General features: G+C 72.3%; 21 protein-coding genes and 1 pseudogene. 15 read left to right on the top strand and 7 right to left on the bottom strand.

Features of this window, described 5'->3' with window-relative positions; genetic code table 11:
• Positions 1 to 150: 150 nt before the first annotated feature.
• The 5 genes from ON36_RS15990 to ON36_RS15970 all read right to left on the bottom strand — a co-directional run bounded on the left by ON36_RS15990 (position 151) and on the right by ON36_RS15970 (position 4023).
• Complete coding sequence (locus tag ON36_RS15990) at positions 151 to 546, bottom strand: hypothetical protein (protein WP_157224889.1); 396 nt, start codon at positions 544 to 546, stop codon at positions 151 to 153.
• 85 nt (positions 547 to 631) lie between these two features.
• Entirely contained in the window at positions 632 to 1081 is a 450-nt protein-coding gene (locus ON36_RS15985; protein WP_043653567.1) for an SgcJ/EcaC family oxidoreductase, read from the bottom strand.
• Positions 1082 to 1126: 45 nt separating this feature from the next.
• Positions 1127 to 1753, bottom strand: a complete 627-nt coding sequence (locus ON36_RS15980) for an alpha-ketoglutarate-dependent dioxygenase AlkB (RefSeq protein WP_043653564.1) — start codon at positions 1751 to 1753, stop codon at positions 1127 to 1129.
• A gap of 60 nt (positions 1754 to 1813) precedes the next feature.
• On the bottom strand, positions 1814 to 3052 hold the full coding sequence (locus ON36_RS15975) for an ArsB/NhaD family transporter (RefSeq protein WP_245558095.1): 1239 nt from the start codon (positions 3050 to 3052) through the stop codon (positions 1814 to 1816).
• 161 nt (positions 3053 to 3213) lie between these two features.
• Complete coding sequence (locus ON36_RS15970; RefSeq protein WP_043653563.1) at positions 3214 to 4023, bottom strand: SDR family oxidoreductase; 810 nt, start codon at positions 4021 to 4023, stop codon at positions 3214 to 3216.
• Between the two features lie 119 nt (positions 4024 to 4142).
• Here ON36_RS15970 and ON36_RS15965 point away from each other — a divergent pair, with 119 nt between their 5' ends.
• Complete coding sequence (locus ON36_RS15965) at positions 4143 to 4598, top strand: HIT family protein (protein ID WP_052314039.1); 456 nt, start codon at positions 4143 to 4145, stop codon at positions 4596 to 4598.
• Here ON36_RS15965 and ON36_RS15960 read toward each other — a convergent pair.
• A complete protein-coding gene (locus tag ON36_RS15960) occupies positions 4595 to 5395 on the bottom strand; it encodes a DUF3626 domain-containing protein (protein WP_043653561.1) in 801 nt (266 codons plus the stop codon). The genes ON36_RS15965 and ON36_RS15960 overlap by 4 nt on opposite strands.
• Positions 5396 to 6128: 733 nt before the next feature.
• Between ON36_RS15960 and pyrR the strand changes: the two genes are divergently transcribed.
• The 7 genes from pyrR to pyrF are packed head-to-tail and all read left to right on the top strand — an operon-like array spanning position 6129 to position 14813.
• On the top strand, positions 6129 to 6728 hold the full coding sequence (pyrR, locus tag ON36_RS15955) for a bifunctional pyr operon transcriptional regulator/uracil phosphoribosyltransferase PyrR (RefSeq protein WP_083885169.1): 600 nt from the start codon (positions 6129 to 6131) through the stop codon (positions 6726 to 6728).
• Entirely contained in the window at positions 6725 to 7678 is a 954-nt protein-coding gene (locus ON36_RS15950) for an aspartate carbamoyltransferase catalytic subunit (protein WP_043653556.1), read from the top strand. The genes pyrR and ON36_RS15950 overlap by 4 nt, the downstream gene beginning before the upstream one ends.
• Complete coding sequence (locus ON36_RS15945) at positions 7675 to 8973, top strand: dihydroorotase (RefSeq protein WP_043653554.1); 1299 nt, start codon at positions 7675 to 7677, stop codon at positions 8971 to 8973. The genes ON36_RS15950 and ON36_RS15945 overlap by 4 nt, the downstream gene beginning before the upstream one ends.
• Positions 8974 to 8985: 12 nt before the next feature.
• Complete coding sequence (locus ON36_RS15940; protein WP_043653550.1) at positions 8986 to 9495, top strand: PH-like domain-containing protein; 510 nt, start codon at positions 8986 to 8988, stop codon at positions 9493 to 9495.
• The gene (gene carA / locus ON36_RS15935; protein ID WP_043653547.1) at positions 9492 to 10607 is read left to right on the top strand and encodes a glutamine-hydrolyzing carbamoyl-phosphate synthase small subunit; all 1116 of its coding nucleotides are present in this window, start codon (positions 9492 to 9494) and stop codon (positions 10605 to 10607) included. The genes ON36_RS15940 and carA overlap by 4 nt, the downstream gene beginning before the upstream one ends.
• Complete coding sequence (gene carB, locus ON36_RS15930; protein ID WP_043653544.1) at positions 10607 to 13969, top strand: carbamoyl-phosphate synthase large subunit; 3363 nt, start codon at positions 10607 to 10609, stop codon at positions 13967 to 13969. Before carA ends, carB begins: the two co-directional genes overlap by 1 nt.
• 19 nt (positions 13970 to 13988) lie before the next feature.
• Positions 13989 to 14813 carry an orotidine-5'-phosphate decarboxylase gene (gene pyrF / locus ON36_RS15925; RefSeq protein WP_043653541.1) on the top strand — a complete coding sequence of 275 codons (825 nt, stop codon included), beginning with the start codon at positions 13989 to 13991 and terminating at the stop codon, positions 14811 to 14813.
• Positions 14814 to 14882: 69 nt separating this feature from the next.
• On the opposite strand, the gene ON36_RS15920 is transcribed toward pyrF, so the two are convergent.
• Positions 14883 to 15206, bottom strand: coding sequence for a DUF6463 family protein (locus ON36_RS15920; protein WP_245558094.1), 324 nt, complete (start codon positions 15204 to 15206; stop codon positions 14883 to 14885).
• Between the two features lie 51 nt (positions 15207 to 15257).
• Between ON36_RS15920 and ON36_RS35870 the strand changes: the two genes are divergently transcribed.
• From ON36_RS35870 to ON36_RS36220, 7 genes and pseudogenes are all read left to right on the top strand, one after another.
• On the top strand, positions 15258 to 16286 hold the full coding sequence (locus ON36_RS35870) for a VOC family protein (RefSeq protein ID WP_218001209.1): 1029 nt from the start codon (positions 15258 to 15260) through the stop codon (positions 16284 to 16286).
• A 389-nt stretch (positions 16287 to 16675) separates the two neighbouring features.
• Positions 16676 to 16996 carry an integration host factor, actinobacterial type gene (gene mihF, locus ON36_RS15910; RefSeq protein WP_043653536.1) on the top strand — a complete coding sequence of 107 codons (321 nt, stop codon included), beginning with the start codon at positions 16676 to 16678 and terminating at the stop codon, positions 16994 to 16996.
• A gap of 7 nt (positions 16997 to 17003) precedes the next feature.
• Positions 17004 to 17588 (top strand): guanylate kinase, encoded by a 585-nt coding sequence (gene gmk / locus ON36_RS15905; RefSeq protein ID WP_043653535.1) that lies wholly within the window; start codon positions 17004 to 17006, stop codon positions 17586 to 17588.
• 31 nt (positions 17589 to 17619) lie between these two features.
• The gene (rpoZ, locus tag ON36_RS15900; RefSeq protein ID WP_043653533.1) at positions 17620 to 17895 is read left to right on the top strand and encodes a DNA-directed RNA polymerase subunit omega; all 276 of its coding nucleotides are present in this window, start codon (positions 17620 to 17622) and stop codon (positions 17893 to 17895) included.
• Between the two features lie 24 nt (positions 17896 to 17919).
• Positions 17920 to 19143, top strand: a pseudogene (gene coaBC / locus ON36_RS15895) (bifunctional phosphopantothenoylcysteine decarboxylase/phosphopantothenate--cysteine ligase CoaBC); the annotation flags it as partial.
• 225 nt (positions 19144 to 19368) lie between these two features.
• Entirely contained in the window at positions 19369 to 20577 is a 1209-nt protein-coding gene (metK, locus tag ON36_RS15890; protein WP_043653526.1) for a methionine adenosyltransferase, read from the top strand.
• A 21-nt stretch (positions 20578 to 20598) separates the two neighbouring features.
• On the top strand, positions 20599 to 21631 hold a 1033-nt coding region (locus tag ON36_RS36220), incomplete at its 3' end, for a primosomal protein N' family DNA-binding protein (protein ID WP_506330657.1).

Raw genomic sequence — 21631 nt, 5'->3', positions numbered from 1 at the left:
TACGACCCCCTGCACACCGAATAAGAATCCCCACCAGGGTACGGGCAGATCCGGCGCTGTCGACTCCGAATCCCCTTGCTGAACAACGCGATCGAACCTTGCATCGATCAATCCTCGGTCGCGCCGAACCCGCGTGGTCGCGCGCGCGGGTCACCGCGGCGGGCCGGCCGCGCAGAATCGGTTCCGCGCGTGCGGTTTCCGCCGCCATGGCCGATAGGGCGCGCGCGGGCCGGAGGGGTGCGCGGCGGCTTCGCCGCGATCGAGCGGATCGGCGGGGTGATCGCCGTCTTCGGCGGCGCCGGCCGCCTGCGCGAGTGGGCCGTGGCCCTCGACGGGCTCGACACCTCCCGTCATCCCAGCGACCACGCCTATCTCGACGAGTATCCCCAGGACGGCGAGGTGCAGATCTTCCGGTATTTCCGGCGCGACGTCGCCGTCGCCGGGGTCGCGCGGGCCGAGGTCCTGGCCGCCGCGCCCGCCTGCGATCCCGCCGAGCTCGAACAGCGGATCTGGGCGCACGCGGCGCGGGTCCGGCGGCGCAGGCATCCGGGAACCGGTCGTGGGCCGTCGGGTCGCGTCCGCCGGGCCCGCCCCCCGGGTCGATCAGCCCGACCTGATCGGCCCGGCGCCGCTAGTTCCCTTGGGGCACGAGGGTGTTCTGGCGGGCCACGATCCACCAGCGCCCCTCGCGTTTCACCAGGACGTAGAGCGCGATCATGGCCGGGTCGGTGTCGAGCGGGGTGCCGTCGGCGGTCGTGGCGCGCGCCTCCTTGTGCGCCAGCGCCATGTCGGCGAGCGGGAAGCTGACGCCGGTGACGTCGTAGCGCACGAACTCGTCGCGCAGGAAGCCGCGCAGCCCCGCCCGTGACGACGCGAGCACCTCCGCGCGACCGTGGGTCAGGGCGCCCGCCGCGTTGCCCACCACGGCGTTCTCCGCCAGATCGGCGGTCATCAGGTCGGGATCGTTGGTGTTGAAGGCGGTCTCGACGCCCGCGATGATCGCCTCGATGGCGGCGATGTCGGCGGCGTGATCGGTGGTGGCGTCCTCGATGACGGGCGCGCTGCCGTGCGATGTGCTCATGACCCACACCCTGGTACCTCGAGTGCGGTTCAGGTCAAGCGCCGGTCAGCGCACGCCGCGCGGGCGGAACTGGATGCTGATGCGCGGACCGACCGGTTTCGCCGTCTTGGGGACCGCGTGTTCCCAGGTCCGCTGGCACGAACCGCCCATCACCAGCAGGTCGCCGTGCCCGACGGCGAACCGCAGGCTCGCGCCGCCGTCACGCGGGCGGAGCAGCAGCGCGCGCGGGGCGCCCACCGACACGATGGCGACCATGGTGTCGTGGGTGGCGCCGCGGCCGATGGTGTCGCCGTGCCAGGCGACGCTGTCGCGCCCGTCCCGGTAGTAGCACAGGCCCGCCGTGCGGAACGGCTCGCCGAGCTCGGCCGCGTAGTGGGTGTTCAGGTCGCGGCGGGCCTCGGCGAGGACGGGCTCGGGCAGGTCGTCGTCCTCGCCGTAGAAGGCCAGCAACCGGGGCACGTCGACCACCCGGTCGTACATGGGCCTGCGCTCGGCCTGCCACGGCACCCGGTCCGCGAGCCGCTCGAAGACCGCGTCGGCGCCCGCCAGCCAGCCCGGCAGGACGTCCACCCAGGCGCCGGCGGTGAGCGGCGTGCGGCGGATGCGGCGCAGGGGGCGCAGGTGCGCCGCATCGAAGCCGTCGAGCAGGGAGCCCTGGAACGGTAGCGACATGGGACCATCGTAGCGCGTATTCGAACAGGAGTTCGAAGGTGGTCGCCGGGTCGGCGGCGCTCAGACCAGCAGCAACGCGGCGACGGCGGCCCCGGTGGCGGCCACCGCGAGGACCAGACCGTGGACCGCCGTGCGGCGCAACGAGATCCGCACGCCCCGGTCGCGGCAGTACTCCAGGCACAGCAGGGTCGCCAGGGAGGCCCACGGCGTGACGAGCGGCCCGGTGTTCGTGCCGATCAGCAGGGCGAGGAGCACGTCGGGGTGCGCGGGGTCGATCACCGTCTCGCCCGCGGTGTAGGCGGGCAGGTTGTTCACCAGGTTCGACAGGCCCGCCCCCGTCGCGGCGGCCCTGACCGCGCCCGCCGCGCCGGGGTCGTCGCCGATCATCGCGTGCACCACCTCGGTCAGGCCCCACCGCGACACCGTCGGCACCACGAGAAACAGCCCGACCACGAACACGAGCAGCCGCCACGGCACGAGCTCCCAGCGCAGGGCCCGCCGGTCCGCGATCAGGTAGGCGCCGAGCGCGATGGCCGCGGCGCCGAGGGCCGCGAGGTCGACGTGGGTCCCCGCGAACGGGATCGCGACCACGAACGCCGCCGCCGCCGTCCCGGTCCCGTACAGCAGGAACCGCTGCCGTGTGCCGGTCACCCGCACCGGCGCGGGCGGGCGGTAGGTGCCGGTCTCGCGGGCGGCGGGCCGCCAGTACCAGACCCACAGCAGCGCCAGCGTGACGAGCAGCGCGGCCAGCTGCGGCGCCCACATCCGTGCCGCGAACCCCGCCGCGTCCAGGCCGGTGCGGTCGGCGGCGAGCAGGTTCGTCAGGTTCGACACCGGCAGCAGCAGGCTCGCGGTGTTGGCCAGCCACAGCGTCGTCACCGCCAGCGGCAGCGGCGGGATGCCCGTCGGTTCCGCCAGCGCCAGCAGGACCGGGGTCAGCAGGACGGCGGTCGTGTCGAGATTCAGCGTCATCGTCACGACGGCCGCGAACCCCGCGCAGAGCACGAACAGCAGCGGGTACCGGCCCCGCCCGAGGATCGCGAGCCTGCGGGCCAGCACGTCGAAGACGCCCGCCCGGCGGGTGAGCTCGGCCAGCACGATCACCGAACACAGGAACACGAGCAGCGGACCGATCCGCGCCAGGTTCGCCTCGGCCTCCGCGCGCGGCAGCAGCCCCGTCGCCACGCAGGCCACGCCCGCCGCGAGCACGCCGAGCCGTACCAGATCCAGACGCGAGAGCCGACGGCGCGCCGGGGCGTCCCCGGGCGCCTCGGACGGGGGCCGCAGCGTGTCGGTCACGGGGTGCTTTCGGTCTCGGGAGGTGCCGCCGGTCGCCGGCGCGGGCCTCCCGGCGGCCCGGACGGCGCCGGGCCGTCCACGGGGTTCCTGCGGGCGGTGCTCACCGCGCCAGCCTGCCACGTCGGCGGGCCGGCCGCCGGTGCGGGCCGAGTGGCCGTGAGCTACCGGCGGAAACCGCCCTCGGAATCGATCACCTGGCCGACCACCCAGCGTCCCGCGTCCGAGACGAGCCAGGCGACCAGCCGCGCCGGATCGTCGGGTTCGCCCACCCGGCCGCGTGGGAAGGCCGACCGCACGCGCTCCAGCACCGCGAGGTCGCGGTCGGCGGTGGCCGCGGTGAGATAGCCGGTGTCGACCGGGCCGGGGTTGACCGTGTTGAGCAGGATGCCCCGGTCGATCAATTCGTCGGCCACGGTGGGCGTGAGCCCCGCCAGGACCGACTTCGCCGCCGCGTAGGCGATCTCGCCGCGCATCGGGCCCCGGTGCTGCCCGGACGTCAGCCAGATCACCCGCCCGCGGTCCCGCACGGCGTCGGCGTCGGGGCGATAGTGCCGCGCGAAGGCCTGGGTCAGCAGCAGCACCGAGCGGGCGTCGACGGCCCAGTGCCCGTCCAGCATCGCGGCGTCCACGTCGAGCAGCGCGCCGTCCCCGCCGCTGCGCGCGTGGTTGGCCACCAGGATGTCGACCCGCCCGAAGACCCGCACGGCCTCCTCGATCACCTCGGCCGCGGCCTCCGCCCGCTCGAGATCGACCGCGAGCGCGCCCACCCGCGTCACCGTTCCGAGCTCCCGCACCAGCTGATCGGGATCGTCGGCGCCCCACGGCTGTTCGGCGTCGTGCGGCGCCCACTGGGTGACCAGCAGCGCGGCCCCCTCCGCCGCCAGCCGTCGCGCGATCGCGAAACCGATCCCTCGCCGCCTGCTGACCCCTGTCACCACCGCGACCCGGCCTGCCAGCTCTCCCGCCGTCATCCCCCGATTCCACGCCCGTCACCCCGACGGCGGCAACCGGATTTCCGGGGTCGGCCGAGGTTCGAGGACCACTGCGGACAAACCTGGACGTTCCGCTCAGCGACGGCTTCGATGTCCGGATGACCTCGGAGACCGCCGATCTCGACCGCTGTGCCGTGTGCGCCAAACATCGCGGGCGGGGGCCGCTGGCGGCGCCGCTCGTGTACGCCGACGACCTGGTGGTGGTGACCCATCGGCTCCGTGGCGCGCGGCCGGGTGTGGTTCCGGGATACCTGTTCGTCGAACCCCGGAGACACGTCGCGGGGCTCGGCCTGCTCTCGGCGGCGGAGGCGCGGGCGGTCGCCGACGCCGCCTGGCGGGGTGCGAGGGCGCTGGAGGCGGAACTGGCTCCCCGGCACGTGTTCTCGATGATCGCCGGGCGCAGCGTTCCGCACCTGCACCAGCATCTGTTCGCCCGGCCGTGGTCGGTGCCCGATCACATCCCGTGGCACGACGCCGACTCCGGCGCGACGGAATTGCTCGACGGGCCCGGTGTCGACGCCCTGTGTGTCCGGCTGGCCCGCTGGTTCGGCTAGCTGCCGCAGCGTTCGCCGAAGCGGGCGACGCAGTGCCACAGGCGTTTCAGGAGCTGGGGGTCGGTGTCGGGCGGGGCCTCGCCGAGGATGCGGGGGTCGAGGAAGCCGTAGCGGGCCAGTTCGGCGCCGAGGATCAGGACGTCGGGGCCGCGGTAGTCGCGGTGGCGGCGCAGGGTGTCGAGGGACAGTTCGAAACCGGGGTGCCATTCGACGGGACAGGGGAGTCGACGGGCGGCGCGTTCGATCTCGGTGCCCTGGTAGGAGGGGTCGAGGACGAGGGCCTCGACGTCGCGGTCGAAGCGGACGGGGCCGTGGATGTGGGTCTCGACGTAGTCGTCGAGCGGATCGTCGGTGCCCGCCCAGGCGAGGTCGACGACGCCGGCGTGTTCGGCGGTGCCGAACGCGGTGGGCCCGAGGTGGCTGTCGGGGTAGCAGAAGGTGGCGCGGTCGAGCACGGCGGGGGACAGGCGCAGGTGGGCCGACCCGAACCGGGGGGCGGCCCCGACCGGGCGCTTGGCCAGGTCCAGCGCGCCGTAGACGGGCCGGGCGACGGCGGGCCCGTCGTCGTAGGCGCCGCCGAAGAACGCGCTCTCCCACTCCCAGCGGTCGCCGCCGGGATAGGCGGTCAGCCCGCCGTTGCCGACCCCGGTCGCGAACTGCGACAGGTAGCGGCCGTCGGCGGCCATCGCCGCCAGGACCGGTACGCCCCCGACGAGGCGGTCGGGATGGAAGTTGACGGTCACCGGCAGCGCGCGGTCGACCGGCCCGCCGAACGCCCGCTTCTCGACCCATCGCACCGCCAGTTCCGCCCGCCGCTCGACGGGATCGGACGAGAAGAAGGAATCGATGGTGTGCTCCCGGGTCCGTGCTGCTGTCGAATGTCTGGACGCTAGCGACCCGTCCGCATCCGCGCCACCATTGGAATCACCCTGCGCTCGAGCAAAATTCGACGTTTTGCACCCGGTAGGGTCGCGGCGGCGGTGCCGCGGGGCCGCCGACCGGGCCGGACCAGCCCGGTCCGGGTGACGGTGCGGGCCGGGCAGGGCCGCGCGGCGTGCCGGGCGCGGTGTCCGGCGTCCGCCGCCGCGTCCGGTCCGCCGGCGCGGCGCGGCGCGGGACCGCTACGGTGAGGCAACCGGACCGGTCGGCCGGTCGCGGTGAAACCGGTCACCCCGAGGGGGAGGCGCGAACGGGGGCCGCGGCGGCGGTGGGCCGGGCAGGGCGGCGAAAGTCCGCGGTGCCCAGGGATTTCCCCGCCGCTGTGAGCGCGGCCGCACCGACGGCGCCGCGCGGGGCGGCCGTGGCGCCGCTCACACCCCTATATGCCTGGTGAAAGGCACCTTCGGGGCACTGTTACCCTTCTACCCGTAAGACATCCTTTAACGGACCGTCCGGTGAGGCGGGGAAGGAGGTCGGCATGGCTGTGCCCGAAGAACGGGCCGCCGGAACCGGCGTGAGCGAGCGTGCGAGCGAACCCCAGACGCGGCGCGCATCGGGCGCCTGTCCGCCGAGGACCGGCGGGGTGGCCGAGTGAGCGAGACCTCGCCGCGGCACACTCCGGAGTGGGTGTCGGCCGGGCGCGAGCTGCTGTCGCCATCCGACGTGAACCGGACCGTCGCGCGCATCGCGCACCAGATCATCGAGAAGACCGCGCTGGATTCCGGCGACGCCGACGCACCGCGCGTGGTCCTCATCGGCATCCCCACCCGCGGCACCACCCTCGCCGCGCGCCTCACCGGCAAGATCGAGGAGTTCACCGGCGTCCGTCCGGCGCTGGGCTCGCTCGACATCACCCTCTACCGCGACGACCTGCGCACCCGGCCGCACCGGCCGCTCGAGCGCACCTCGGTCCCCGACGGCGGCATCGACGACACCCTGGTCGTCCTCGTCGACGACGTGCTGTTCTCCGGCCGCACCGTGCGCTCGGCCCTGGACGGCCTGCGCGACCTGGGCCGCCCCCGCGCGGTCCAGCTGGCCGTGCTCATCGACCGCGGGCATCGCGAACTTCCCATCCGCGCCGACTACGTCGGCAAGAACGTGCCGACCTCGCGCTCGGAGGACATCTCGGTGCTGCTGTCCGAGCACGACGGCCGCGACGGCGTCTACCTGCACCAGGAGGCCCAGGCATGAAGCATCTGCTGACCGTCGCCGACCTGGATCGCGGCACCGCCACCGAACTCCTGGACGAGGCCCAGCGGTTCGAGCAGGCCCTGCTCGGCCGCGAGGTGAAGAAGCTGCCGACCCTGCGCGGCCGCACCGTGATGACGGTGTTCTACGAGAACTCCACCCGCACCCGGGTCTCGTTCGAGGTCGCGGGCAAGTGGATGAGCGCCGACGTCATCAACGTCAGCGCGTCGAGTTCCTCGGTCTCCAAGGGCGAATCGCTGCGCGACACCGCGCTGACCCTGCACGCCGCGGGCGCCGACGCGCTCATCGTGCGCCACCCCGCCTCCGGCGCCGCGCACCAGATCGCGCGCTGGATGGAGCAGTGGGCCCGCGCGGAGAACCGCCAGGCCCCGGCGATCATCAACGCCGGTGACGGCACCCACCAGCACCCGACGCAGGCGCTGCTGGACGCGCTGACCCTGCGCCAGCGCCTCGGCGACATCGAGGGCAAGCGGATCGTGCTGGTCGGCGACATCCTGCACAGCCGGGTCGCGCGCTCGAACGTCTTCCTGCTGAACACGCTCGGCGCCGAGGTGGTCCTCGTCGCGCCCGGCACACTGCTGCCGGTGGGCGTCGAGTCCTGGCCGTGCCGGGTGTCGAACTCGCTGGACGCCGAACTGCCCGGCGCCGACGCGGTGATGATGCTGCGCGTGCAGGCCGAGCGCATGAACGGCGGTTTCTTCCCGTCGGCGCGCGAGTACGCGGTCAACTACGGGCTGTCCGAGCGTCGGCTCGCCGTGCTCGGCGAGGACGCGGTTGTCCTGCATCCCGGCCCGATGCTGCGCGGCATGGAGATCGGCTTCGGCGTCGCGGATTCGCCCAAGGCGGCGGTCCTGCAACAGGTGACCAATGGAGTGCACATGCGGATGGCCGTGTTGTTCCGGCTGCTCGTGGGCACGGAGGAGGCGGCGTGAGCGACCTGCTGATCAAGAACGTCCGGCCCTACGGTGAGGGCGAACCCGTCGACGTGCTCGTGCGCGCCGGGGTCGTCGCCGAGATCGCGGCCGGGCTCGACGCGCCCGAGGGCGCCGAGGTGCTCGAGGGGCACGGCCGGATCCTGCTGCCCGGCTTCGTCGACCTGCACACCCACCTGCGCGAGCCCGGCCGCGAGGACACCGAGACCATCGAGACCGGTTCCGCCGCCGCGGCGCTGGGCGGGTACACGGCGGTCTTCGCGATGGCCAACACGAACCCGGTCGCGGATTCGGTGGTCGTGACCGATCACGTGTGGCGGCGCGGGCGGGAGGTCGGCCTGGTCGACGTGTACCCGGTCGGCGCGGTCACCGTCGGCCTCGAGGGCAAGCAGCTCGCCGAGATGGGCACCATGGCCGCCGGTGTCGGGCAGGTGCGCATGTTCTCCGACGACGGGCACTGCGTCTACGACCCGCTGATCATGCGTCGCGCGCTGGAGTACGCGACCTCCCTCGGCGTGCTCATCGCCCAGCACGCGGAGGAGCCGCGCCTGACCGAGGGCGCCGTCGCCCACGAGGGACCCAACGCCGCCCGGCTCGGGCTGGCCGGCTGGCCGCGCGCCGCCGAGGAGTCGATCGTGGCGCGCGACGCGCTGCTGGCCCGTGACGCGGGCGCCCGCGTGCACATCTGCCACGCGTCGACCGCGGGCACCGTCGAGCTGGTGCGCTGGGCCAAGTCCCAGGGCATCTCGATCACCGCCGAGGTCACCCCGCATCACCTGCTGCTCGACGACTCGCGCCTCGAGACCTACGACGCGGTGAACAAGGTGAACCCGCCGCTGCGCGAGTCCTCCGACGCCGCCGCGCTGCGTCAGGCCCTGGCCGACGGGATCATCGACTGCGTGGCCACCGACCACGCGCCGCACGCCGAGCAGGACAAGTGCTGCGAGTTCGCCCGGGCCCGCCCCGGCATGCTCGGCCTCGAGACCGCCCTGTCGATCATCGTGGAGACGATGGTGCGCCCGGGCCTGCTCGACTGGCGCGGGGTGGCGAAGGTGATGAGCGAACGACCGGCGCAGATCGTCGGGCTCGACGAGCACGGCCGCCCCATCGCGGTCGGCGAGCCCGCCAACCTGACGCTGATCGACCCCGATGCGAGCTGGACCGTGCGCGGCGCCGAGCTCGCCAGCATCTCGAACAACACCCCGTTCGAGGACATGACGTTCCCGGCCGAGGTGACAGCCACCGTGCTGCGCGGCCGGGTGACCGCCCGGGACGGCAAGGCGGTCGGGGTCTAGGAGGGCAGGCAAGTGGAGAGAACGCTGTGGGTGCTGGGGTTGCTGGCACTGTTCGTGCTGTGCCTGTGGCTGATGTACCGGGCCTGGGGCAAGCGGGCGGCCCGGCAGCAGGCCCTGATCGGGGAGCTGCCCCCGGTGCCCGCCGAGCTGGGCGCGCAGGTGCTCGAACCGACCACCGGCCTCTACCTGGGCTCCACCATGGCGCCCAGCTGGCAGGACCGGATCGCGGTCGGTGACCTGGGCTTCCGCGCGACCGCGGAGCTCACCCGCTTCGAGCGCGGAATCCTGCTCGAACGCGACGGCGCGGCGCCGGTGTGGATTCCCGCCGAGTCCGTCGTCGCGGTGCGTACCGAACGCGGTCACGCGGGCAAGGTGATGACACAGAATGGTGTGCTGGTGATTCGCTGGACACTGCCGACCGGAACCGAGATCGACACCGGATTCCGGGGAGACGACAAGACGGTGTACCCGGCGTGGACAGCGGACGCGACCAGGGTGACGACGGGAGATGACGAGGAATGACGAAGACCAAAGCGGCCCTGGTGCTGGAGGACGGCCGCGTGTTCCGCGGTACGGCCTTCGGCGCGCAGGGCCAGACCCTGGGTGAGGCGGTGTTCTGCACCGCGATGACCGGTTACCAGGAGACCCTGACCGATCCCAGCTACGCCCGCCAGATCGTGGTGGCCACGGCCCCGCAGATCGGCAACACCGGCTGGAACGACGAGGACGACGAGTCCGGCCGGATCTGGGTCGCCGGGTACGCCGTGCGCGACCCCTCGCCGATCTCCTCGAACTGGCGCGCCACCGGCACCCTGCAGGACCAGCTCGACCGGCAGGACGTGGTCGGTATCGCCGGCATCGACACCCGCGCCGTCGTGCGGCACCTGCGCACCCGCGGCTCGATGAAGGCGGGCATCTTCTCCGGCGAGGCGCTGGCCTCCGACGAGGAGCTGCTGACCCGGGTCAACGGGCAGCCCTCGATGCTGGGCGCCGACCTGGCCGAGGAGGTCAGCACCGACGGCCTGTACACGATCGAGCCGGTGGGCGAGCATCGCTTCACCGTCGTCGCGGTCGACCTGGGCATCAAGACCAACACGCCGCGCATGTTCGCCGAGCGCGGCGTGCGCACCCACGTGGTGCCGTCGAACACCTCGCTCGACGACATCCTGGCGCTGAACCCGAACGGCGTGTTCCTGTCGAACGGCCCCGGCGACCCGGCCACCCAGACCGGCGCGATCGCCCTGACCCAGGGTGTGCTCGAGCGCGGCATCCCGCTGTTCGGCATCTGCTTCGGCAACCAGATCCTGGGCCGGGCGCTGGGCCGCGACACCTACAAGATGAAGTTCGGTCACCGCGGCATCAACATCCCGGTGGTCGAGGCGGGCACCGGCCGCATCTCCATCACCGCGCAGAATCACGGCTTCGCCCTCGAGGGCGAGAAGGGCGAGGTGTTCGACACCCCGTTCGGCAAGGCCGAGGTCTCCCACATCTGCGCCAACGACGGCACCGTCGAGGGTGTGCGGCTGCTCGACGGCCGCGCCTTCTCGGTGCAGTACCACCCCGAGGCCGCCGCAGGCCCGCACGACGCCGCATACCTGTTCGACCGTTTCGCCGGTCTCATGGAAGGAGCCTGATGCCTCGCCGCGAGGATCTGAAGCACATCCTGGTGATCGGTTCCGGACCGATCGTCATCGGCCAGGCGTGCGAATTCGACTACTCCGGCACCCAGGCGTGCCGGGTGCTGCGGTCCGAGGGACTGCGCGTGTCGCTGGTGAACTCCAACCCGGCGACCATCATGACCGACCCCGAGTTCGCGGACTCCACCTACGTGGAGCCGATCACCCCGGAGTTCGTCGAGAAGGTCATCGAGAAGGAGCGTCCCGACGCCATTCTCGCCACCCTCGGCGGGCAGACCGCGCTCAACACCGCGGTCGCGCTGCACGAGCGCGGGGTGCTGGAGAAGTACAACGTCGAGCTGATCGGCGCCGACTTCGACGCCATCCAGCGCGGTGAGGACCGGCAGAAGTTCAAGGACATCGTCGCCAAGGTCGGCGGCGAGAGCGCCCGCTCCAAGGTCTGTTTCACCATGGACGAGGTCCGCGAGACGGTCGCCGAGCTCGGCTTCCCGGTCGTCGTGCGCCCGTCGTTCACCATGGGCGGCCTCGGCTCGGGCATGGCCTACAACCACGAGGACCTCGACCGCATCGCCGGCGGCGGCCTCGCCGCGTCGCCGACCGCGAACGTCCTGATCGAGGAGTCCATCCTCGGCTGGAAGGAATACGAGCTCGAGCTCATGCGCGACGGCCGCGACAACGTGGTCATCGTCTGCTCCATCGAGAACGTCGACCCGATGGGCGTGCACACCGGCGACTCGATGACCGTGGCCCCGGCGATGACGCTGACCGACCGCGAGTACCAGAAGATGCGCGATCTCGGCATCGCCATCCTGCGCGAGGTCGGCGTCGACACCGGCGGCTGCAACATCCAGTTCGCGGTCGATCCGCGCGACGGCCGCCTGATCGTCATCGAGATGAACCCGCGCGTCTCGCGGTCCTCGGCGCTGGCGTCCAAGGCCACCGGCTTCCCGATCGCCAAGATCGCCGCCAAGCTGGCCATCGGCTACACGCTCGACGAGATCGTCAACGACATCACCAAGGAGACCCCGGCCTGCTTCGAGCCCACGCTCGACTACGTCGTGGTCAAGGCGCCGCGGTTCGCCTTCGAGAAGTTCCCCGGCGCCGACGGCACGCTGACCACCACGATGAAGTCCGTCGGTGAGGCCATGTCGCTCGGCCGCAACTTCACCGAGGCCCTCGGCAAGGTGCTGCGGTCCCTCGAGACCAAGGCCGCCGGCTTCTGGACCGCCGAGGACGGGAAGTGGGCCCCGGCCGACGCGAACGACCCGGCGTCGGTGCGCGCGGCGATCGAAGCGATCCTCGCCGACCTGCGCGTGCCCACCGAGGGCCGCATCTACCAGGTCGAACGGGCGCTGCGGTTCGGCGCGAGCATCGAAGAGACCGCCGCCGCCTCCGGCATCGACCCCTGGTTCGTCGCCGAGATCGCGGGCCTGGTCGGCCTGCGCGAGGAGATCCTCGACGCGCCCGTCCTCGACGAGGACCTGCTGCGCCACGCCAAGCACTACGGCCTGTCCGACCGTCAGCTCGCCGCCCTGCGCCCCGAGCTCGCGGGCGAGGCGGGCGTGCGCGCGCTGCGGCACCGCCTCGGCGTGCGGCCGGTCTACAAGACCGTCGACACCTGCGCCGCGGAGTTCGAGGCCAAGACCCCGTACCACTACAGCGCCTACGAGCTCGATTCCGGCGCGGAGTCCGAGGTCGCCCCGCAGCGCGAACGCGACAAGGTGATCATCCTCGGCTCGGGCCCCAACCGCATCGGCCAGGGCATCGAGTTCGACTACTCGTGCGTGCACGCCGCGCAGACGCTGTCGGCCGCGGGCTACGAGACCGTCATGGTCAACTGCAACCCCGAGACCGTCTCGACGGACTACGACACCGCCGACCGCCTCTACTTCGAGCCGCTGACCTTCGAGGACGTGCTCGAGGTCTACCACGCCGAGTCCGAGTCGGGCACCGTGGCCGGTGTCATCGTCCAGCTCGGCGGCCAGACCCCGCTCGGCCTGGCGCAGCGCCTCACCGACGCGGGTGTCCCGGTCGTCGGCACCTCGGCGGCGGCCATCGACCTGGCCGAGGACCGCGGCGAATTCGGTGACGTGCTCGTCGCGGCGGGCCTGCCTGCGCCGAAGTACGGCACCGCGACCACGGTCGAGCAGGCCAAGAAGATCGCGGCGGGCATCGGCTATCCGGTGCTGGTCCGCCCGTCCTACGTGCTCGGCGGGCGCGGCATGGAGATCGTCTACGACGAGAAGTCCCTCGAGGGCTACATCTCCCGCGCCACCGAACTCAACCCCGAGCACCCGGTCCTGGTCGACCGCTTCCTCGAGGACGCCATCGAGATCGACGTCGACGCCCTGTGCGACGGCGAGGAGGTCTTCCTCGGCGGCGTCATGGAACACATCGAGGAGGCGGGCATCCACTCCGGCGACTCCGCCTGCGCGCTGCCCCCGATCACCCTGGGCCGCAGCGACATCGAGGCCGTGCGGCGTTCCACCGTCGCCCTGGCCAAGGGCATCGGGGTCAAGGGCCTGCTCAACGTGCAGTACGCCCTCAAGGACGACGTGCTCTACGTCCTCGAGGCCAACCCGCGCGCGAGCCGCACCGTGCCGTTCGTCTCCAAGGCGACGGCGGTGCCGCTGGCCAAGGCCTGCGCCCGCGTCATGCTCGGCGCCACCATCGCCGAACTGCGCGCCGAGGGCATGCTGCCGCCCGAGGGCGACGGCGGGCACGTCCCGCTGGACGCGCCGGTCGCGGTGAAGGAAGCGGTGCTGCCCTTCCACCGGTTCCGCCGCGCCGACGGCTCCGGGGTCGACTCGCTGCTGTCCCCGGAGATGAAGTCGACCGGCGAGGTCATGGGTATCGACGCCGACTTCGGCACCGCCTTCGCCAAGAGCCAGGCCGCCGCCTACGGCTCGCTGCCCACCGAGGGCACCGTGTTCGTCTCGGTCGCCAACCGCGACAAGCGCGCCATGGTGTTCCCGATCAAGCGCCTGCACGACCTGGGCTTCCGCATCCTGGCCACGGAGGGCACCGCGGAGACCCTGCGCCGCAACGGCATCCCGTGCGAGCAGGTCCGCAAGCACTCCGACCCGGAGAGCACCGATCCCGAGACCGGCGCCCCGCTGGCCTCGGTCGTCGAGCAGATCCGCGACGGCGAGATCGACATCGTGTTCAACACCCCCTACGGCAACTCGGGCCCCCGCGTGGACGGCTACGAGATCCGTACCGCCGCGGTGGGCGCGAACATCCCGTGCATCACCACGGTGCAGGGCGCGGCCGCGGCCGTGCAGGGCATCGAGGCGGGCATCAACGGCGGTATCGGCGTGCGGTCCCTGCAGGAACTGCACTCGGTGCTGCGTGGCTGACCATCCAGGAGAAGGGTCGATGACGACGTTCGGCACCCGATTACAGTCCGCCCTGCGGGAATTCGGCCCGCTGTGCGTCGGCATCGACCCCCACCCGGGCCTGCTGCGGGCCTGGGGCCTCGCCGAGAACGCCGAGGGTCTCGAGACCTTCGCCGAGATCTGCGTCGAGGCCTTCGACGGCCGCGTCGCCCTGGTCAAGCCGCAGGTCGCGTTCTTCGAGACCTACGGCTCGGCGGGCCTGGCCGTGCTCGAACGCACCATCGAGGTGCTGCGGGCCTCGGGCACCCTGGTGCTCGCCGACGCCAAGCGGGGCGACATCGGCTCCACCATGGACGCCTACGCCCACGCCTGGCTGGGTGACGGGCCGCTGGGTTCGGACGCGGTGACCGTCTCGCCGTACCTGGGTTTCGGTTCGCTCGATCCGGCGCTGTCGCTGGCGGAGGCCAACGGCCGCGGCGTGTTCGTCCTGGCGGCGACCTCGAATCCCGAAGGCGCACAGCTACAGCGGATCACCGCCGCCGACGGCCGCACCATCGCCCAGACGATGGTGGACGAGGCCGCCGCGCGCAACGCGGGCAGCGCGTTCGGTTCGGTGGGCGTCGTCGTCGGCGCCACGCTCACCGAGGCGCCGGACCTGTCGGAGCTCAACGGCCCGGTGCTCATGCCCGGCGTGGGCGCCCAGGGCGGGGGAGCGGACTCGATCCGCGCCCTCCTGCCCGCCGACGGCCTGCGTTACGCGGTCCCCAACGTCAGCCGCGAGGTGCTGGCCGCCGGGCCGTCGGTGACCGCGCTGTGCGAGCGAACCGCGCAGCTGCAGGAGGAGTTCGCCTTCCTGCAGAACTGAACCCGTCTCCGTGACACCGGGGCAGGCCGAGCCTGCCCCGGTTCTCGGCGTGTCCGGAGATCAGCTGGATCAGCTCGCCCACGCCGCCGCCCGCTGCTGCCGCCGGGTCCCGATGACGCCGACCGCCAGCGGCGCGAGCAGTGTCCAGAAGCCCGAGACGGGCTGGAAGATCAAGCCGCCCACGGTGATCACCGCCAGGCAGGCCAGCATCGACACCGGCACGGCACCGCGTGCCCGTTCCAGTTCGATCACCGCCACCCCCAGCGCCATGGCCACCACGCCGAACGCGGTGAACCAGAACATCAGCTCGCCGTCCTGATCGCCGGTCAGCCACACCACCACGCCCAGCGCCGTGTGCACCGCGCCGATGAACACCAGGAGCGAACCGACCACCGGCCTAGTTTTTGAATTCATATTCATAAACTCTGTCACTAGGCTGATCCGGTGGCAAGACCCCGGCGCTTCACCGACGATCAGGTCCTCGACGCCGCCCGCGACCTGCTGGCCGATCCCACGGTGCTGCGGCCCGCCATCGCGGCCATCAGCGCCGCCTCGGGCATCCACACGGGCTCGATCTACGTCCGCTTCGCCTCCCGCGACGAACTGCTGGCCCGGCTGTGGCTGCGGTCGATCCGGCGCTTCCACGTGGGGCTGCTCGACGCCTTGCGCGGGCCCGATCCCCTGGCCGCCGCGGCGAGCTACCTGCCCCGCTACTGCCGCGAGAATCCCACCGAGGCGCGGGCGATGAAGATGTTCCACCGCGACGAGCTCCTCGAGGTCGGCCCGCCCGAGCTGCGCGCGGGGATCGCCTCCGTCAACGACGAGATGAACGCGGCCCTGCTGGCCGCCGTGCGCGCCGAGCTGGGCGACGACGAGCGGGCCGTGGAGATCGCCCGGATGGCCGTCAAGGCCATCCCCTACGGCCTGGTGCGCGAGTACATCGCCCGCGCCGCGCCGATCCCGCCCTGGGTCGACGACGTCGCGGTGACGGCCGCGCGCGCCGCCCTCGACGCCCATCGCGGCGCGCGGGCGCCACGGACCGGACCCGCCGGGTCCCCGGACGGCCTCGGCCTGGTGTCCTTCGGCCAGACCCGGGTCCTCGTCGACGATTTCGGCGCGAGCTACCGCTTCTACCGCGACACCCTCGGCCTGGTGCCCAAGGACCCGGTCGCCGATCCCGAGGCGGGACCCTACGCGTGCTTCACCGTCGGCGGCACCGACCTGGCCCTGTTCAGCCGCGCGTTCATGGACGCCGCGATCGGGGCCGCGCACGGGCCGCGGCCCTCCGTCGACACGGTGGTCGTCGTGCTGCGGGTGGCCGAGGTGGATCACGCGGTCGCGGTGGCCGCGGCCCGGGGCGCGCGGGTCGTCGCCGGGCCCGTTGACCGGCCCGCGTGGGGCATGCGGGTGGCGCAGCTGCGCGCGCCCGAGGGGACGCTCGTCGAGTTCTGCCAATACGCGGACCGGGCCTGAGCCCCGCGACCGGGCCGGCGGTGGTTACCGGCGGGGAAGGTGCGACACGCGGTGTGAAATGCGACGACACGCGGGGAATTTCCGGAAACCCCCTGGTCGCGCGGTATCGGGTCTGCCGGGTCGTGCGCCGTCCACCTCGCAATTCGGTGGCTACCTCGGACGCTTTGGCTATAACCGCTGTTGATGCCGTGTTTTTCGAATTCGCCGACCGGTCGCACGGGCCGGAATGCGCGGTCACCGCATCTGGTCCGCGCGTCCCATACGGCATCCGTAAACTTGCCCTGACCTGGGGGTCGGGTTCGCAATCGGCGGGCCACGTGGGTACGGTCGCTGGGACCGTCCGGGTAACCGGCGGTAGATCTAGCAATGAACGATGAGACGGAGGAACCGTGGCCCTTCCCCAGCTGACTGACGAGCAGCGCGCCGCTGCTTTGGAGAAGGCGGCTGCCGCTCGCCGTGCTCGGGCGGAGCTCAAGGAGCGCCTGAAGCGTGGCGGCACCAACCTGAAGCAGGTCCTCACCGACGCCGAGTCCGACGAGATCCTCGGCAAGATGAAGGTGTCGGCCCTGCTCGAGGCTCTGCCGAAGGTGGGCAAGGTCAAGGCTGCCGAGATCATGACCGAGCTGGAGATCGCGCCGACGCGCCGTCTCCGTGGCCTCGGCGACCGGCAGCGCAAGGCGCTGCTCGCTCGCTTCGACTTCGACGCCTGATACGAGGGTGGTCGAACACACGCGGAAGGGCCGGCTGGTAGTACTGGTCGGCCCCTCGGCCGTGGGCAAGTCCACGGTCGTGCGGTGCGTGCGGGAACGCCTGCCCGAACTGGTCTTCAGTGTGTCGGCGACGACCCGGGCCCCCCGGCCCGGGGAGGTCGACGGCCGCGACTACCGGTTCGTCACCCGGGAACAGTTCGACGCCATGATCGCGGCGGGCGAACTGCTCGAATGGGCCGACATCCACGGCGGGCTCCAGCGGTCGGGCACCCCGGCCGCCCCGGTGCGCGAGGCGCTGGACGCCGGACTGCCGGTGCTGGTCGAGGTCGACCTCGAGGGCGCCCGGTCGGTGCGCGCGGCGATGCCCGAGGCGCGGCTGGTCTTCCTCGCCCCGCCGAGCTGGGACGAGCTGGTCTCCCGGCTCACCTCGCGCGGCACCGAGACCCCCGAGGTGATCGCGCGTCGGCTCGAGACCGCCCGGGTCGAACTGGCAGCCTGTGACGAGTTCGACACCGTCATCGTGAACAGCGAGGTAACGACTGCCTGCGAGGAGTTGGTATCGTTGTTCGTTAGCTCTGATTCGAGTACGTAATCCGATCACCGACCCGCCAGGAGCCTCTTCAGTGAGCGACACCAAGACCGCGCCCGCGTACGACACCCCGATCGGCCTGACCAACCCGCCGATCGATGAGCTGCTCGAGCGCACGTCGTCCAAGTACGCCCTGGTGATCTACGCGGCCAAGCGGGCGCGTCAGATCAACGACTACTACAACCAGCTCGGCGACGGCATCCTCGAGTACGTCGGCCCGCTGGTCGAGCCGGGCCTGCAGGAGAAGCCGCTGTCGGTGGCCATGCGCGAGATCCACTCCGACCTGCTCGAGCACACCGAAGGCGAGTAGGGCGAGACCAGTCCGGAGGCGGAAGAGATCATGCGGATCGTCGTCGGGGTCGGCGGGGGCATCGCCGCCTACAAGGCGTGCGCGCTGGTGCGCCGGTTCACCGAGACCGGCCACCAGGTGCGGGTGATTCCCACCGAAGCTGCCCTGCAGTTCGTCGGCAAGGCGACGTTCGAGGCGCTGTCCGGACAGCCGGTGCACACCGGCGTCTTCGCCGACGTGCCGGAGGTTCCGCACGTGCGGCTCGGCCAGGAGGCCGACCTGGTGGTCGTCGCCCCGGCGACCGCCGACCTGATGGCGCGCGCCGCGCACGGCCGCGCCGACGATCTGCTGACGGCCACGTTGCTGACGGCCCGATGTCCGGTGCTGTTCGCGCCCGCGATGCACACCGAGATGTGGGAGCATCCGGCGACGGTGGCCAACGTCGCGACCCTGCGCGCGCACGGCGCCAACGTCATGTCGCCCGCCTCGGGCCGGCTGACGGGCGCCGACACCGGCCCGGGCAGGCTGCCGGAACCGGAGGAGATCTTCGTCCTGGCCTCGCTGCTGCTCGAACGCGCCGACGCCCTGCCGCGCGACCTGGAGGGCCGCCGCCTGGTGATCAGCGCGGGCGGCACCCGTGAGCCCCTCGACCCGGTACGTTTCCTCGGCAACCGGAGCTCCGGGAAGCAGGGCTACGCGCTGGCCCGGGTCGCCGCCCAGCGCGGCGCCCAGGTCACCCTGATCGCGGGCAATACGATCGAGCTGGCCCCGCCCGCCGCGGTCGACCTGGTGCACATCACCACGGCCGAGCAGCTGCAGGTGGCGGTGGACAAGCACGCCGTCGGCGCGGACGCGGTCATCATGGCCGCCGCCGTCGCGGATTTCCGGCCGACCAACGTGGCCGCCGCCAAGATCAAGAAGGGCGCCGGGGAGCCGGACACGATCCCGCTCACCAAGAACCCGGACATCCTGGCCGGTCTGGTGCAGGCGCGCGGCGAGGGGCAGCTGCCCGGCACCGCCATCGTCGGTTTCGCCGCCGAGACCGGGGACGAGAACGGCGACGTGCTGACCCACGCCCGCGCGAAGCTGGCCCGCAAGGGCTGCGACCTGCTCGTGGTCAACGCGGTGGGCGAGGGCAAGGCGTTCGAGGTCGACACCAACGACGGCTGGCTGCTGGGCGCCGACGGCGCCGAACAGGCGCTCGATCACGGCTCCAAGGCCCTGCTGGCCAGCCGCGTGCTCGACGCCCTCGTGCCGCTGCTGCGGTGAACCGGCGCGCCGGGAACGGCGGGCCGAAGATCGCGTATCCCGTTGCGAGACAACGGCGATCACGCGCGAAGTGTACCGGTCACCGACGTGTTACGGGCAGGCTTAGGGACTGTCACCACCGCGTCGGTGGTTTGGAATAGTCTGGATAGAAGGCTTGTGCCGTAGCACCGAGACATTACGGTGGCAAGCCGTGACGTGTTACCCGTTGAGGGAGAGGGAAGAACTGTGACGACCGGCAGCCGCCTATTCACCAGTGAGTCCGTGACCGAAGGCCACCCCGACAAGATCTGTGACGCCATCAGCGATTCCATCCTCGACGCGTTGCTGGCGGAAGACCCGCGCAGCCGGGTCGCGGTGGAGACCCTGGTGACCACCGGCCAGGTCCACGTCGCGGGCGAGGTCACCACCTCCGCCTACGCCGACATCCCGCGCATCGTGCGCGAGAAGGTCCTCGAGATCGGTTACGACTCCTCGGCCAAGGGTTTCGACGGCAACTCCTGCGGCGTGAACATCGCGATCGGCGCGCAGTCGCCGGACATCGCCCAGGGTGTCGACACCTCGCACGAGGCCCGCGTCGGCGGTTCCGACGACGAGATCGAGCGCCAGGGCGCGGGCGACCAGGGCCTGATGTTCGGGTACGCCACCACCGACACCCCCGAGCTGATGCCGCTGCCGATCGCGCTGGCGCACCGCCTCTCCCGCAAGCTCACCGAGGTTCGCAAGTCCGGCGTCCTGCCCTACCTGCGCCCCGACGGCAAGACCCAGGTCACCATCGAATACGACGGGGACAAGCCGGTCCGCCTCGACACGGTGGTCATCTCCACCCAGCACGCCGCCGACATCGACCTCGACAACCTGCTCGCGCCCGACATCCGCGAGAAGGTCGTCGACGCGGTGCTGGCCGACCTGGACGTGCCCGGCCTCGACACCACCGGAATCCGGCTGCTGGTCAACCCGACCGGCAAGTTCGTCCTCGGCGGCCCGATGGGCGACGCGGGCCTGACCGGCCGCAAGATCATCGTCGACACCTACGGCGGCATGGCCCGCCACGGTGGCGGCGCCTTCTCCGGCAAGGACCCGTCGAAGGTCGACCGCTCGGCCGCCTACGCCATGCGCTGGGTCGCCAAGAACGTCGTCGCCGCAGGCCTGTCCGAGCGGGTCGAGGTCCAGGTCGCCTACGCCATCGGCAAGGCCGCCCCGGTCGGCCTGTTCGTGGAGACCTTCGGCACCGAGAAGGTCGACCCGGCGCGCATCTCCGCCGCCATCTCCGAGGTGTTCGACCTGCGTCCGGGCGCGATCATCCGCGATCTCGACCTGCTGCGCCCGATCTACGCCCCGACCGCCGCGTACGGCCACTTCGGCCGCACCGACGTCGACCTGCCCTGGGAGCACACCGACCGCGCCGAGAAGCTGCGCGCGGCCGCCGGCCTGTAGGAGCCCTCACCCCGCGTGGACATCGCGGAGAACGACACGACAGCAGCGGGACACCCGATCGCACGGGTGCTCCCGCTGCTGTCGCCTGCGCACCTGGACCGGGACTTCGACTATCTCGTCCCGCCCGAACTCGACGAGATCGCCCAGCCCGGTGTCCGGGTCCGCGTCCGGTTCGCGGGCCGCCTGGTCGACGGCTACCTGCTGGCCCGCCTGCCCCGCACCGACCACACCGGCCGGATGCTCGCGCTGGAGAAGGTGGTCTCCGCCGAACGGGTCCTGACCCCGGAGGTGCTCACCCTGGTCGCCGCCGTCGCGGCCCGCTACGCGGGCACCCGCGCCGACGTCCTGCGCCTGGCCATCCCACCCCGCCACGCCCGCACCGAGACCGGCGCCCCCAAGAAACCCACCGCCGCAACGCCGATGGCGGCGGCGCCCGCCGCCGCGCCCCCCGCCGCCGGCCGGGCCGTCGTCGAGGCGAGCGAGCCCGCCCGCACGGTGTCCGTCGACGCGACCGAGATCAGTGGTCCGCCACCCGCCGCGGTGGGCGACCCCGATGGTCCGACGCCCGCGGACGCCGGCGGAACCAGTGGTTCGGCACCCGCCGCCGTGACCGAGCCCGGCGGCACGGCGCCCGCCGACGCGTCCCGGGGCACCGCGGGAGCGAGCGGCACTGCGGGAGCGAGCGGCACTGCGGAAGCGAGCGGCGCCGCGGGTTCGGCCGTTGCCAGGTCGCGTGGCGCCGCGGGTCCGGCCCCCGCCAGGGTCGCCGAGGCCGCCGGCCCCGCTCCCGCCGAGGCGAGAGAGCCGGGCGGTCCGGCAGCTGCCGACGCGATCCGGGCCGCCGCGCCGGTCCCCGCCGGACCGAGCGCGTCGGCCTGTCCGGCCCCTGACGGGGCGAGCGGCGCTGCGGGTTCGGCGTCCGCCGGGGCGGTCGCGGACGCTGGTTCGGCGTCCGCCGAGGCGGGCGGGCACGGCGAGACGGCACCCGCCACGGCCCAGGACACGGTGCCGGCCGGGGCGAGCAGGGCCGCCGGATCGGCCCTCGCCAGGGCGA

Source organism: Nocardia thailandica NBRC 100428 (genome assembly GCF_000308795.1).
GTDB lineage: Bacteria > Actinomycetota > Actinomycetes > Mycobacteriales > Mycobacteriaceae > Nocardia > Nocardia thailandica.
This window is presented reverse-complemented; position numbering and strand designations above follow the sequence as displayed.

Coding starts and splice junctions, on each gene's coding strand:
- pyrF (WP_043653541.1), top strand. CDS start 13,989: ATGACGACGTTCGGCACCCGATTACAGTCCGCCCTGCGGGAATTCGGC.
- ON36_RS15980 (WP_043653564.1), bottom strand. CDS start 1,753: ATGTCGCTACCGTTCCAGGGCTCCCTGCTCGACGGCTTCGATGCGGCG.
- carB (WP_043653544.1), top strand. CDS start 10,607: ATGCCTCGCCGCGAGGATCTGAAGCACATCCTGGTGATCGGTTCCGGA.
- ON36_RS15950 (WP_043653556.1), top strand. CDS start 6,725: ATGAAGCATCTGCTGACCGTCGCCGACCTGGATCGCGGCACCGCCACC.
- ON36_RS15985 (WP_043653567.1), bottom strand. CDS start 1,081: ATGAGCACATCGCACGGCAGCGCGCCCGTCATCGAGGACGCCACCACC.
- ON36_RS15965 (WP_052314039.1), top strand. CDS start 4,143: ATGACCTCGGAGACCGCCGATCTCGACCGCTGTGCCGTGTGCGCCAAA.
- carA (WP_043653547.1), top strand. CDS start 9,492: ATGACGAAGACCAAAGCGGCCCTGGTGCTGGAGGACGGCCGCGTGTTC.
- ON36_RS15970 (WP_043653563.1), bottom strand. CDS start 4,023: ATGACGGCGGGAGAGCTGGCAGGCCGGGTCGCGGTGGTGACAGGGGTC.
- ON36_RS15990 (WP_157224889.1), bottom strand. CDS start 546: ATGCCTGCGCCGCCGGACCCGCGCCGCGTGCGCCCAGATCCGCTGTTC.